This is a genomic window from Anaerotruncus colihominis (assembly GCF_010206195.1).
Lineage (GTDB): Bacteria > Bacillota > Clostridia > Oscillospirales > Ruminococcaceae > Anaerotruncus > Anaerotruncus colihominis_A.
Window position 1 is genome coordinate 126,316 of the sequence record NZ_VIQT01000009.1, and the last position, 13,775, is coordinate 140,090.

Genomic DNA, 13,775 nt, shown 5'->3' on the forward strand with positions numbered 1-13,775 from the left:
AACCGGAAAGAGGGAACATTGTGAAAAGGACAGAAATCAAGCAGCTATTTGCTGCGCCGGAGTCATTTGATGGCGCTGAGGTAACTGTATGCGGATGGATCCGCACGATCCGTGATTCCAAATCGATTGGATTTATCGAGCTGAACGATGGTTCGGCGTTTAAGAACCTCCAGGTTATTCTGGAGACGGAGAAGGTTTCCAATTTTGCGGAGATTGTAAAGCTCAATGTTGGCAGCTCCATCTGCGTGCGCGGCCATGTGATTCTGACGCCGCAGGCCAAGCAGCCGCTGGAAGTTCATGCTGACGAGGTTGTGCTTGAAGGCGCGTCCACGCCGGATTATCCGCTCCAGAAAAAGCGCCATACGCTGGAATTTTTGCGCTCGATCGCGCATCTGCGTCCGCGCACCAATACCTTTGAGGCCGTATTCCGTGTGCGGAGTGTGGCTGCTTATGCCATCCATCGTTTCTTCAATGAGCGCGGCTTTGTCTACGCGCATACGCCGCTGATCACAGGAAGCGACTGTGAAGGCGCCGGTGAAATGTTCCGGGTTACTACGCTTGATCCGAAGAACCCGCCCCTCACCGAGGACGGCGCGGTGGACTATTCGCAGGACTTTTTCGGAAAGCCTACAAGTCTGACGGTCTCCGGCCAGCTCGAGGGCGAGTGCATGGCTATGGCGTTCGGCAAGATTTACACCTTTGGGCCGACCTTCCGCGCCGAAAATTCCAACACGGCGCGCCATGCCGCCGAATTTTGGATGATCGAACCGGAGATCGCTTTCGCCGATTTAACTGACAATATGGAGCTTGCCGAGGACATGATCAAATACGTCCTTTCCTATATACTGGAGCAGTGCCCGCAGGAGATGGCGTTTTTCAACAGCTTCTACGATAAGGGCCTGATTGAAAGGTTGGGCGGCATCATTTCTTCTGACTTTGGCCGCATTACCTACACCGAAGCGATTGAGATACTGGAGAAGGCGAAGGATCAGTTCCAGTATCCCATCTATTGGGGGTGTGATTTACAGACGGAGCATGAGCGTTATTTGACTGAACAGGTCATGAAGCGTCCAGTGTTTGTGACAGATTATCCAAAGGAGATCAAGGCGTTTTATATGCGCCTGAACGACGACCAGAAAACGGTCGCCGCGGTCGACCTTCTTGCGCCCGGCATCGGGGAGATCATTGGAGGCAGCCAGCGTGAGGAGCGCCTTGACGTGCTGCTTTCCCGCATGGACGAACTTGGGCTTAACCCTGCCGATTATAGCTGGTACCTCGACCTGAGGCGGTACGGCGGTACGAAACACGCCGGTTATGGGTTGGGATTCGAGCGCTTGATTATGTATATTACGGGTATTTCCAACATCCGTGATGTTTTACCCTTCCCGCGTACCACCGGATCCGCCGAATACTGATAACAGCGCCCGCTCCGCCGAAAGGCGGGGCGGGCGTTTTCAACTGAAAAACAGTTAAAACCTGGGTTGATTCTCGTTCAGAATCATGAATTTTGCAAGAATCGAAAATTCATCTTGCAAAAAAGATGGATTTCGCATATACTATAGAAGTAGAAACAATCGCCTTGGCGGTTGTTTTGTTTTGGATTTGTGTGTGTGGAACGGCAGCGGCGGCGGCGCCAGCCGGTCCGGTATATGCAAAACGGCGTTTAGACAGCAAAAACAGCCGTCCAGGCCGCTTGCGGCCTGGCGCAAAAGTATTCGCCGCGGCCTTTTTAAAAAGAGCCGGGCATGGGAGGATTCTATCAATGTCATTATTCAGTGAACTGAGCCGGAACGAACTGGAAAAGCTGCATACAGAATTGCTCGGACAATATGAGGATTATCTGGGAAGAAGCCTCAAGCTCGATATGTCGCGCGGAAAGCCCTCGCCCGATCAGTTAAACCTTGTGAGCGGTATGCTCGACGTTGTGAATTCGACGACTTCGCCTCTGTCAGTCGATGGGGTCGATTGCCGCAACTACGGCGATTTTGACGGCATCCCCGAATGCAAGGCAATTTTCTGCGATATGCTAGGCGTCAGCCTTGACGAGCTGTTTATCTGCGGCAATTCAAGCCTCTCCATTATGTACGACGCCATCGGCAAGATGGTTCTTTATGGCGTGCGCCCAGGCGCAACGCCCTGGTGCAAGCTTGACCATGTGAAATTTCTTTGCCCGGTTCCGGGCTATGACCGCCATTTTGCGATTACTGAACGGTATGGCATCGAGATGATCCCCGTTGATATGACGCCTGAGGGACCGGATATGGACACAGTTGAACGGCTTGTCGCGTCAGACGCGTCGATCAAGGGCATTTGGTGCGTGCCGAAATATTCGAATCCGGATGGAATCACTTATTCTGACGAGACGGTTCGCCGCTTTGCCCGGATGAAAACGGCTGCGGATGATTTTATGATTATGTGGGATAACGCCTACGCGGTACATGATTTGCATCCGGAACATCGCGATACACTGATCAATATTCTTGACGAATGCAAGAAGGCAGGGGACCCGAACCGTGTGATGATTTTCGCATCGACATCAAAAATCACCTATGCGGGCGCGGGCGTTGCGGCATTTGCCTGTGCGCAGGAAGTGATGGAGCGCATGAAAAAGCTGCTGACTATTCAGACGATCGGCTTTGATAAAATGAATATGCTGCGTCATGCGCGCTATTTTAAGAATCTCGACGGTATTATGGCGCATATGGACAAACAGGCGGAGCTGGTGCGTCCGAAATTCAGGACCGTACTGGATGCATTCGAAAGGGAGCTTGGAGGCAAGGGCGTTGCGGAATGGATCAATCCGAACGGAGGATATTTTATTTCGCTCAACGTGATGGATGGTTGTGCAAAGCGTGTTGTGCAGCTCTGCAAGGATGCAGGCGTTGTGCTGACTTCGCCGGGGTCGACTTATCCGTATGGAAACGATCCGCGCGACCGCAATATCCGTATCGCGCCGACTTACCCGTCTATCCCTGAGCTTGAATGCGCGGTTTCGCTGCTGTGTGTCTGTACAAAGCTGGCGGCGGTTGAAAAGCTGCTGCGTTCATAACAGACAGATAAAACCGGCGGATGATTGTTCCAATCACCCGCCGGTTATGCTATACTTGTTTCGTTATATTGCTCCGGTCTGAGTGGCCGGAGAGGGAAAGGATGTTGCAAATGGCGCACGACCGCTATGAAAGTCCGTTCTGCACCCGCTACGCAAGCGAGGAAATGCAGTATATCTTTTCAAACGACAATAAGTTTAAAACCTGGCGCAGGCTGTGGATTGCGCTTGCAAAGGCGGAACAGCGCCAGGGCCTAGCCATTACAGACGCGCAGATCGCCGAACTGGAGGCGTATGCGGAGGATATCAATTATGAGGTCGCCGAGGCGCGCGAAAAAGAGGTGCGTCATGATGTGATGAGCCATGTTTACGCCTATGGTGTACAGTGCCCCGGTGCGAAAGGGATCATCCATCTCGGCGCGACAAGCTGCTATGTCGGCGACAATACGGATATCATTGTAATGCGCGAGGGACTGCGCGTCATCCGGCGCAAGCTGATCAATGTGATCGCGTTGCTTGCCGGCTTTGCGGACAGGTATAAGGACATGCCGGCGCTCGCCTATACACATTTGCAGCCGGCGCAGCTAACGACGGTCGGCAAACGCGCGACGCTTTGGATCAATGAATTGATGATAGATCTTGAGGAGTGCGAACGGCGTATCGCATCGCTCAAACTGCTTGGAAGCAAGGGGACAACAGGCACGCAGGCAAGCTTTGTCGAGCTGTTTGACGGCGACGGTGAAAAGATCAAGGCGCTCGAAGCCGATATCGCCGGGCAGATGGGCTTTGACGCGGTTGTGCCTGTCTCCGGGCAGACCTATTCCCGCAAGGTTGACAGCCTGGTGGCCAATGTTTTATCGGGGATTGCGCAGAGTGCCGGAAAATTTTCAAACGATCTGCGTATCCTCGCAAATTTTAAGGAGATGGAGGAGCCGTTTGAAGCACATCAGATCGGCTCGTCGGCTATGCCGTACAAGCGCAACCCGATGCGCAGCGAACGCATTACAGCGTTGGCGCGCTATGTGATGACGGACGCGCTCAACCCCGCCCTGACCGCTTCAACACAGTGGTTTGAACGTACGCTCGACGACAGCGCCAATAAGCGCATCGCGGTCGCGGAGGCGTTTTTGGCGACAGACGCGATTTTAAAGCTCATGCTCAACGTCTGCGACGGGCTTGTTGTATATCCGAAGGTGGTGCGCCAGCGCGTTATGCGCGAGCTGCCGTTTATGGCGACAGAGAATATCATGATGGACGCTGTGCGCCGCGGCGGCGACCGGCAGGAGTTACACGAGCGCCTGCGCGTTCACTCGCTCGCCGCGGCCAGGCGCGTCAAGGAGGAGGGCGAAGAAAACGACCTGATCGACCGGATTTGCAAAGATCCGGCTTTCAGGCTCAAGCGCGAGGATGTAGAGGCTGTGCTGGAGCCTTCGCGTTTTACAGGCCGAAGCGCGCAGCAGGTCGAAGAATATCTGAGCGGCGTTGTGCGCCCCATGCTCAATGAAAACAGCGGGCTGCTTGGCGAGCGCGCGCAGCTTTCCGTCTAAAAGGAGCAAAAGGCGGGCATACTCTGACTGATGCGCGCGCGGCCTGCCAAAAAATGAATTGACTTTTGGAACCATATCCCATATAATTAAAAAAGTGTCGCATTGCGCGGATCCGGACTGGTCCGGGTGAAAGCGCAGCGCGCGTGGCATCATGAAACCTTGACCGGCCGGACAGCAATCATCGTCCCGCCGACACCCGCAGGGCGCGGGCTTGGGTTTGCAAGGAGGACAAGTTAATGAGAAAGGTTGGAAAACCAGTGGTTTTCGTCATTGTGGCGATTATCATTGTTTTCACGACGTTGGCGTTCTTCGGCATATCGACAAGCTACGGCGATATCACAACGACCTATATCAAGGGTGTTGACGATATCCGTTGGGGCATCGATATCCGCGGCGGCGTCGACGTGACGTTCACGCCGCCCGAAGGATACGACGCGACGCCGGACGAGATGGCCGCCGCCGAATCCATTATTAAAGTACGCCTGGTGTCGCAGAACATCACGGATTATGAGACGTATGTCGACGAGGCGAAAGACCGTATCATTGTCCGTTTCCCCTGGAAAGAGGGCGAAACAGACTTTAATCCCGAGCAGGCGGTCAAGGAGCTTGGCGAAACGGCTTTGCTGACGTTCCGGGAGAATCAGAGCGGACCGGTTGTGATTGAAGGCAAGCATGTGAAATCTGCCAGCGCGGAGCCTTCGCCCGACGGCCGCGGCTCCCAGGTCAAACTTGAACTGACTGGTGAGGGCGCGGAGCTGTTCTCCGACGCTACGGGCCGGCTGATCGGCCAGCAGATTTCGATCTGGATGGATGACACGATGATTTCGGCGCCGCGCGTCGACAGTCAGATCCCCGGCGGCGTCGCCTACATCACAGGCGGTGCGCAGGGCTTTGACGTCAAGGAGGCCAAGGCGCTTGCCGATCGCATCAACGGCGGCGCGCTTCCCTTTAAGCTTGAAACGGAGAATTTCTCGACCATTTCACCGACGCTCGGTTTCGGCGCGCGCGACGCAATGGTCACAGCCGGCGTCATCGCTTTCATTCTCGTTGCGATTTTTATCATCATCATGTACCGTATGTGCGGCGTCGTCGCCTCCATTGCGCTTGTCGGCCAGGTGGCGGGCATGATCGCCTGTCTGACCGGCTTCTTTGCGCCGTTCCCGTCGTTTACATTGACGCTGCCCGGTATCGCCGGAATCATCCTTTCGATCGGTATGGGCGTTGATGCGAATGTCATCACCTCCGAACGTATTAAAGAGGAACTGCGCAACGGTAAGACGCTCGACGGTGCGATCGATTCTGGTTTCCAGCGTACATTTTCCGCAATTTTTGACGGAAATATCACGATGGTGATCGTCGCGATTATTCTGATGGGTGCGTTTGGACCGCCGCAAAGTGTCTTTAATTCACTTTTATCGCCGATTTTCCGTTGGTTCGGCCCGTCCGCGACAGGCGCGATCTATTCGTTCGGCTTTACCTTGATCGTCGGCGTCATCTTTAACTTTATCATGGGCGTGACCGCCTCAAGGCTGATGCTCAAGTCGGTTTCAAAGTTTAAGCCGTTCAAGAAGCCTTGGCTGTTTGGAGGTGCGAAATAATGAAACAGGTTGATATCGTTGGACGCCGGAAAATCTGGTTTTCCATCTCGTCCGCGCTGATTGTTTTGATTATTGTCGCTTCATTTGTCCTCGGCGTCAAGCTGGATATTCAGTTCAGCGGCGGTACGATCATTACGTACACCTTTACCGGGCAGGCGGATAAGGCCAGCTTTGAAAAGACGGTCGAGGATTCGCTTGGCCAGCCGGTTACGCTACGCGAGCAGTATGATGTAAATACAGGTCTGCCAAATTATATCATTACGCTGACAAATAAATCTGGTATTACGCCGGATCAGCAGATCGCTGTGAACGAGGCGCTTCAGGCGCAGTTCCCGGAGAACCATGTGGATGCAGCCAGCATCAGCAATGTGGATCCGACGATCGGACGTGATTTTTTCCTCAAATCAGTTGTTGCAGTCTTGGCTGCGTCGATTTTGATGATCATTTACATCGCTTTTCGTTTCCGCAAAATGAACGGCTGGTCGGCGGGCGTAATCGCAGTCATGGCGTTGCTGCACGATCTGATTATTGCTTATGGTGCGTTTGTCATCTGCGGATTCCCGCTTAATGACAGCTTTATTGCCGTTATGCTGACGATTTTGGGCTATTCAATCAATAACACGATTATTGTTTACGACCGTGTTCGTGAAAACCGCCGCCTGTTGCCTGCCAAGACGACGTATAAGGACTTGGTTAATGTATCGGTCAATCAGTCGATGACGCGTTCCATCAATACGACGGTTTCGACGGTGATCGCAGTTGGCTGTGTCTGCGCGATGTCGCTGATTTATCATGTCAACTCGATTTTGACATTCTCGTTGCCGCTGCTGGTCGGTATGTTTGCGGGATTCTTCTCCTCCATTTTTATTTCCGGTCCCCTTTGGGCCTTCTGGCAGGAGCATAAACGCGTGCAGAAATCATCTTCGTAACAAACGCTCAATGAGCCGCCGGATTTCCGGCGGCTCATTTGGATAGATGCGCATTTACGGTGTGAGTGGAATAGGATGCTCATAAGCGGCAAAAGCCGCTGCTTAAAGGGGGATTCGCTGTGTTGGCGGGATTATCGACAGCATGCTTTTATCCAGAATTGACGGAACGCGGCCTTATGTTTGCAGCTTCGATCGGCGCACAAGCAGCGGAGGTCTTTTTCAATGCGCCAAGTGAGATTACAGACAGCTTTCTGCGTGAATTGCGCCGGATTGCAGATGGAGCGGGTACCCGTATTTTGTCCATCCACCCCTTTACTTCCGGATTGGAGCCGCTGCTCTTTTTTTCTGGTTACAGGAGGCGCTTTTGCGATGGGGTAGAGCTTTATAAGCGGTATTTTCATGCGGCGAATGTGTTGGGAGCAAATCTGCTTGTGCTGCATGGCGACCGCCGTGTATCTCAAAAACCGCGCTCCGCTTACTTTGATGCATTTGGAGAGCTGGCGGGAGAGGGCCGCGCAATGGGTGTAACCGTCGCGCAGGAAAATGTTCCCCGCTGTGCGAGCTATTGTCCAGACTTTTTTCGCGATATGAGGCAATACCTGCCGGACGCGCGGTTTGTGCTTGATATCAAGCAAGCGGTACGTGCAGGTTATACGCCCAGCGAGATGGCCGAAGCAATGGGTTCAGGCGTAGTTCATCTGCATGTGAGCGATCACAACGCGAAAAACGATTGCCTGCCGGTTGGCGCGGGCGACTTTGATTTGGCTGCTTTGCTGAGACAGGTGAGAGATAATGGCTTTGACGGCGGCGTGATTCTGGAATTATATCGGGACAGTTATGGAGAATATGAGGAATTATCATTGGCTTATCAAAACATATGCGCGGTGATTTCAGAGGCGTGTGGATGAAAATGCTTGAGTTTGTTTCCGTTTTGTGGTATGCTAACCACATGAATTTTGTACTTTTGAGGTCCGCAGCACGCGGACTTGGCTGAAAGGGAGTGACCCGCGTGAAATGCCCCTATTGCGGATATGTTGAAAGCAAGGTGATTGATTCGCGGCCGACAGACGAATCGGAGCGCATCCGCAGACGCCGTGAATGCCTTAAATGTGAGCGGCGCTTTACAACATATGAAGTGATTGAGACAACGCCGCTTGTTGTAATCAAAAAAGATAAGTCGCGCGAGGGCTTTGACGGGGGCAAGCTGCTTGCGGGGCTTGTGCGTGCGTGTGAGAAGCGCCCTGTTTCGCTTGGCGTCCTGGAGGGTGCGGTGCGGGATATCGAGATGATGCTGCACAATTCCCTCGATAAGGAGGTGCCGTCCTATCAGATCGGCGAGCTTGCAATGGAAAAGCTACGTGCGATCGACGAGGTCGCCTATGTGCGTTTTGCGTCCGTATACCGTCAGTTTAAAGACATCGATTCGTTTATGAAGGAGCTTCAATCCCTCCTGGAGGCGCGCGCGGGGCGCCAGGAACAGAACGCAAATTAACTGTACATAAATAAAAAAGCGGCCGGAAACATTTTCGTTTCCGGCCGCTTAAAATTATGGCACAGGCTGCAAGAAATCGTAGAAATCTGAATCAATCGGCAAAGTTGTCAAAATATCCCTGAATCAATATAATCGGTGTTCCTTTATCGCCGCTGCCGGATGTCAGATCGCATAAGCTGCCAATCAGATCCGTCAGGCGGCGCGGCGTAGTGCCCTGCGTCTCCATGGTTCCCTTGAGGTCGGCGCGTTTATTGTGGATATACTCGGCCATTGCATTTTTCAGCGCTTCGCCGGACAAATCCTTAAATTGATTGTCAGCCAGATATTTGAGCTTCAACTCATTCGGAAGCCCCTCCAAACCGCTCGTATACGCCGGGCTGACGACCGGATCAGCCAGTTCCCATATCTTTCCGACAGGATCGCGGAACGCGCCGTCTCCATAAACGAGCACCTCGATGCGTTTGCCGGTCGCGGCGCTGAGTTTTTCCTGAACCGATGTCACAAACTGGTCACAATCACGAGGGAACAGCTTGACGCGTTCCTCCGTCGATTTGTTGCTGCCGAGAAGGCCGTACTTATGGTTGAAGCCGCTGCCATCGACAGGCGCGGAAAGGATATCGTCAAGGCCGTATACCACCTCTCCTCCAGCCTGCGCGAGCAGGAGCTTGGTACGCTGACGCGTGTGGATATCGCAGCAAAGGATATGCTTGGTATAGGAAAGAATAGCGGTCGGTTTATTGGCAAAAAGAATCTCCGCTTCCGCGCCTTCTTCCAGAATCAGAGACTTATAGTACTCCACATAATCGACGCCGGTAAAAATATGCTTGTTTTCTCCAAACAGCTTACGGTATTTTGATTCGTCCAGTACATCGGTCCACGGATTGACAGCAGTGGACGCAAGCTTTTCATCGGAAATGAGTGTGTTTCCGACCTCATCGCTCGGATAGCTGAACATCAGCACGACCTTTTTCACGCCGCGCGCAATGCCGCGCAGACAAATAGCAAAACGATTGCGGCTGAGAATGGGAAAAACGACGCCGACAGGATGGTCGCCAAATTTCGCCCGGACATCGGCCGCGATGTCGTCTACAGAAGCAAAATTGTTTTGGGCTTTTGCAACGACCGCTTCCGTAACGCCTACGATATCGCGGTCATTGAAAGCAAAACCGTTACTTTCGGCCGCTTGAAGCACACAATCCGCGACAATCTGCGCGAGGTCGTCGCCCGGACGTATGATGGGCGCCCGGATGCCTCGAACCGTTGTTCCGATCATTCTTGACATAAGAAAATCCCTCCGATGGCGGCACGCCGCCAGTAATGAGCTGTGGGACAGCACCCGACATAACACAGCGGCCTCCCCGCCGGAAAGCCGCCCGTTTTGTTTATTATACAGGAACAACGAAAAAAATACAATATATGCGTATGGGGATTTATCGAAAAATGGTCTGCGTTATGGCATGATTCCATGCATATAGGTCGCGGTTGTATTTCGAATGACGCCGTTTTCATCGATGGAAACGACGGACCAATTGCCTTTGTAAAAGACGGATTTTGAAAGATAACGCTTTGCAAGCGCGGGCGCAGAAAATAGTTTGGCAAGAGAAACATCCTGCACAAGCATACGTGTATTAAACAGGTATTGCAAAACACCGTCCTGGTAGACTTGGATGATATAATGCACGATGTGGTTGCTCCTTTCAGCAGTCGAGGGTATGTTATGTTCCATCATATTATTTGAAAGAGCAGAAAGCAAGCGATGCGTTCTTGGGGGCGCCAGCTTAATTGCGCAGACTTTCGGACAATGCGCGCAACCCCCTGCGGGCGTCAGGCGCCAAGGCGTTGAAAAAAATAGAAAATTGTTTTTGCCAATCATACGCATGCTGTACGCGCATTCGGTTTTCTTCCTCCCAAATAGTAGAAACTCGGGTTAAAAGCAGCGCGCGGGTGAGGTCGTCGAAAGAAGCGTAGACGGACAAAAATTCTTCCTCAAAAATGCAGCCTGCGGCGAGCAGGTCGCACAGATCGTCCAAGCTGCGAAGCTCAGTGCGGATGATTTTGACGCGTTCGTCGGCGTTGTCGCAGAGAAGGACTTCCGATACCACCGCAGCAAATGCGTCGTCGCTGAGCCGTTCTCCGTCTTGATAGCAAAAACGAGGCGATTCCAGCTGTACAGTCAGAAAGCCGGCAGGCGAACCGCCCGACACATTCAGCCCATTGGAAAGGCGCGCGCACGCTTCCCACAGATAGCTGTTCAGACGCTCATTGTCAAAGGCCCATTGTACGAAAAGCGACTGGACCGAATCTGCAATCAATTTGGCACGTCCCTGCGCGTCAAGCGCAGTCAGCCGCTTGGTCAATACATTTGCGTCCGTCTCTGAAAGCGCCACGCCCGTATGTCCAAGAATATGGCAGAACACGGCGTTCTGAAAAGCCAGTGTAAACAGATTAACATATGCGTCCTCGGGTGTGGTACGGTTTTGATAAGACCAATCGCGCAGCAGTCCCTCCAACTCGCCTATGAAGCGGCCGCAGAAACGGTTTTCAAGCGCAAGCTGCTCCAAACGTTCCCGCACGCCGATGATCCCGCCCGATGTGCGTTCAACAGCAAGCGGATATTCCGTCATAACGATAAAATTGCGTGGAAAACGCGCTGCTTTCCAATCGTGCACATATTGGGGCAGGGTGCGGTCAAGCAGGATGTTGTATCCTTCGTTAACGGTTTTTGTACGCGTGGCCCGTACACGTGAAAGCAGCCGTTCACAGGCGCGCGCGTGATCCGAAAGAATCGAAGCGCCCATCTGATAAAGCTCGCCCATCGTGTTGTTTTTCAAGAGAGCAAGGCTGCCCTCTGGCGATGGACAATTCTTTAATGCAATATCAATACAGTAGCCGATCCCATCCATAAATTGTGCTGCGGATTCCTCTGGAATAGAGGTGCTTTCCCCATGCGTTGCCTGTTCGATTTGATGGCGCAGGATGCCGAAAAGCTGATCCTGTATGATTTGAAGGGCTTGTCCGTCGAGCAAGCCGCTCCTGATCGCAGCGCGCGTCAAAGAAGCGGTGTAATCATCTGGGTCGAGCGCAGAAGCATCGATTGGGAATGGCGTTATAAGCGAATGGTCCGCCATGTTCCATCCTCCTCTACATCATAATCGCTGGATGCCTGTTCGCTGACGGGACCTTCGAAAAGGGCGCCCTTGGCGCCGTAGGCACGGATATCATACGCTATACGGTCAAGCTCGCGGTCGGCGAGCAGGTCGATCGAGCCTTCGCAGCAGCCGTCAAAAGCCTGCTTCATTTGGTCAAGCAGCTCATCGTCTGTCAAACGGTCAAGCGCGTCGGATTTCATAAAGTAAAACAATTCGGTCAGACGGCAGATGTTTTCGACATAATTCTCCTCGTTGATATAGGGGGAATCGCAAAATTTTTCAATCAATCGGTCAACCGCGCCTGCTCCAATCTCAATGCGTCCACTGCCACGCAATGCCTGTGTGCGTGCGTTGAGGACGGTTACAGCATCCTCGTGCGTCAAGGCCAGCCCATAAGGGCGGGTGACATCGTTGACCTGCATCAAATGTTCGATCTCATGCTGTGCCGGCGCGGCGCTGTGCAGCCCAAACAGGGAAAGAAGCCCGCTCATAATCGTCCCCCTGATCAATAAAATAATTTTAGAAAACATATTGACAAAAACGATGAAATGTGCTATATTGAAATTTAATAAAAAGCAGTATCAAAAAGATACCATAAGCCGCATGAATTGTCAAGAATACATGCGGCATTTTTTAATGAAAAAAGCAGTTTCATAAAGAACGACTAGTGCAAACCCGCCCGCCGGCAATTGCCGGCGGGCGGGTTTCGTTATGATTTTGGCCGATCAGCAGGAGGCTGTGTATACATTGTATCGGAGGGTAGGGTATCAAAATTTGGAAGCTCCGCCTTCATCGGAATATTAATCTCAAGCGTTTGCGTATCATGCGCAGCTTTGTCCGCTTGCGTTTGCGGCTCCGGAAATTTACCCCACCTTTTGCCAATCTTAGTCGTCAGAATCAAGATCAGGTAAAGCACCAGTAAAATACCAAGGAAACCGAACAAAAAACGGATGAACACATCCTTTACATCTGTTTTTGGAGCGGTATAGTTTGGATAAGCCTGCGGCGGCAAATAGGGTGAAAGCCCGGTTTCATCCGTATAAAGTGCAATGACCGCTGCTTCTGTGGCTGCCACGTCGGCATCCCCGCCAGGCTTGGGGGAATAACCGCCGGCGGCGGCAAATGCGGTGAGCGCATCCATCAGCGTGCGTCCGCTCTTAACGAACCGCTGATCGTCGCGGGCGACGCCGGCTGTTCGGATTGCCGTCAGTACAAGAGCCGTTGCCTCGCAATCCGGCGTTGCCTGTATGGAAAAGGTTCCGTCCGCGTTTTGTTGGGCGGAAAGCCATGAAAGCGCCTTGTCTACCGAGGCGTTGACATATGGAATATCGGTATGCGGTGCGAGTGCAAGTACAGCCTGCGCGGTTGTTTTGACATCCGGCTCGCGCCCGGACGCGATTGCAAAGCCTCCGGAACGCTGCTGTGAAGAAACAACATAATCAATAACAGCCGACGCCGAATTGCGCGCGGAGGCAGGGATCTGCGTATTCGCCGCATCATAGGAGATCAGCGCATACAGCGCGCTTTCAAGTCCTTCGCGAAAGATATTGTCATAGCCATAAAGCATGGCCATCAGGTCGGTACGATTATATGAGGAAGGGTTTTCGCCGAGCTTGATCAAGTCCAGAATCGAATACTCCAATTCAAGAGCGGAGGAGAATCCGTCTCTTATGCCGCTTTCCAGTGTGATATCAAGCATCTGCCGCGCATTTTCCTTGACATCGTGTCCGCCAAGCGAGTATACAACGATGCTTTGGGGGCCTGCGGGATTTTCATCGAGATAAAGCCAGCTCTCCTGACCGGCCGGGGAGACAGGCGGCAGCGGCTCGGAGCTTTCGGCAAAGATAACGGTCGGGAAAAAAAGGATGGCGCAGGCGGCCGCGGCCGCAATCCGTTTGAGCAACAAAAGACACTCCCTTTTCCAGCCTGCCGCATGGGACAAGCTTTGGATAAATGCTTTTTAAGTATAATACAATACACGGATGATTTCAACTGCCGCAGGAAATACATTTTT

The 13,775-nt window shown here is 52.6% G+C and carries 12 protein-coding genes; 7 read left to right on the forward strand and 5 right to left on the reverse strand.

The window, feature by feature from the left end; genetic code table 11:
• Window positions 1-20 precede the first annotated feature (20 nt).
• The 7 genes from asnS to nrdR all read left to right on the forward strand — a co-directional run bounded on the left by asnS (window position 21) and on the right by nrdR (window position 8,612).
• Window positions 21-1,415 (forward strand): asparagine--tRNA ligase, encoded by a 1,395-nt coding sequence (gene asnS / locus FMM72_RS04740; RefSeq protein WP_162220756.1) that lies wholly within the window; start codon window positions 21-23, stop codon window positions 1,413-1,415.
• A 347-nt stretch (window positions 1,416-1,762) separates the two neighbouring features.
• On the forward strand, window positions 1,763-3,049 hold the full coding sequence (locus tag FMM72_RS04745) for an aminotransferase class I/II-fold pyridoxal phosphate-dependent enzyme (protein WP_160209800.1): 1,287 nt from the start codon (window positions 1,763-1,765) through the stop codon (window positions 3,047-3,049).
• Between the two features lie 110 nt (window positions 3,050-3,159).
• On the forward strand, window positions 3,160-4,593 hold the full coding sequence (purB, locus tag FMM72_RS04750) for an adenylosuccinate lyase (RefSeq protein WP_160209854.1): 1,434 nt from the start codon (window positions 3,160-3,162) through the stop codon (window positions 4,591-4,593).
• A 236-nt stretch (window positions 4,594-4,829) separates the two neighbouring features.
• On the forward strand, window positions 4,830-6,191 hold the full coding sequence (locus FMM72_RS04755; RefSeq protein ID WP_160209799.1) for a preprotein translocase subunit SecD: 1,362 nt from the start codon (window positions 4,830-4,832) through the stop codon (window positions 6,189-6,191).
• Entirely contained in the window at window positions 6,191-7,120 is a 930-nt protein-coding gene (secF, locus tag FMM72_RS04760; RefSeq protein ID WP_162220757.1) for a protein translocase subunit SecF, read from the forward strand. Before FMM72_RS04755 ends, secF begins: the two co-directional genes overlap by 1 nt.
• Before the next feature lie 119 nt (window positions 7,121-7,239).
• Window positions 7,240-8,028, forward strand: coding sequence for a sugar phosphate isomerase/epimerase family protein (locus FMM72_RS04765; protein WP_160209797.1), 789 nt, complete (start codon window positions 7,240-7,242; stop codon window positions 8,026-8,028).
• Window positions 8,029-8,129: 101 nt separating this feature from the next.
• Entirely contained in the window at window positions 8,130-8,612 is a 483-nt protein-coding gene (gene nrdR / locus FMM72_RS04770) for a transcriptional regulator NrdR (RefSeq protein ID WP_160209796.1), read from the forward strand.
• Window positions 8,613-8,703: 91 nt separating this feature from the next.
• Here nrdR and FMM72_RS04775 read toward each other — a convergent pair whose 3' ends face one another.
• The 5 genes from FMM72_RS04775 to FMM72_RS04795 all read right to left on the reverse strand — a co-directional run bounded on the left by FMM72_RS04775 (window position 8,704) and on the right by FMM72_RS04795 (window position 13,664).
• A complete protein-coding gene (locus tag FMM72_RS04775) occupies window positions 8,704-9,894 on the reverse strand; it encodes a coenzyme F420-0:L-glutamate ligase (protein ID WP_160209795.1) in 1,191 nt (396 codons plus the stop codon).
• A 168-nt stretch (window positions 9,895-10,062) separates the two neighbouring features.
• Window positions 10,063-10,293, reverse strand: a complete 231-nt coding sequence (locus FMM72_RS04780; protein WP_160209794.1) for a hypothetical protein — start codon at window positions 10,291-10,293, stop codon at window positions 10,063-10,065.
• Between the two features lie 97 nt (window positions 10,294-10,390).
• Complete coding sequence (locus FMM72_RS04785) at window positions 10,391-11,740, reverse strand: DUF6179 domain-containing protein (protein ID WP_162220758.1); 1,350 nt, start codon at window positions 11,738-11,740, stop codon at window positions 10,391-10,393.
• Window positions 11,719-12,252 carry a DUF6323 family protein gene (locus tag FMM72_RS04790; protein WP_160209792.1) on the reverse strand — a complete coding sequence of 178 codons (534 nt, stop codon included), beginning with the start codon at window positions 12,250-12,252 and terminating at the stop codon, window positions 11,719-11,721. The genes FMM72_RS04785 and FMM72_RS04790 overlap by 22 nt, the downstream gene beginning before the upstream one ends.
• Before the next feature lie 218 nt (window positions 12,253-12,470).
• Entirely contained in the window at window positions 12,471-13,664 is a 1,194-nt protein-coding gene (locus FMM72_RS04795) for a prenyltransferase/squalene oxidase repeat-containing protein (RefSeq protein WP_162220759.1), read from the reverse strand.
• Between the last annotated feature and the right edge of the window lie 111 nt (window positions 13,665-13,775).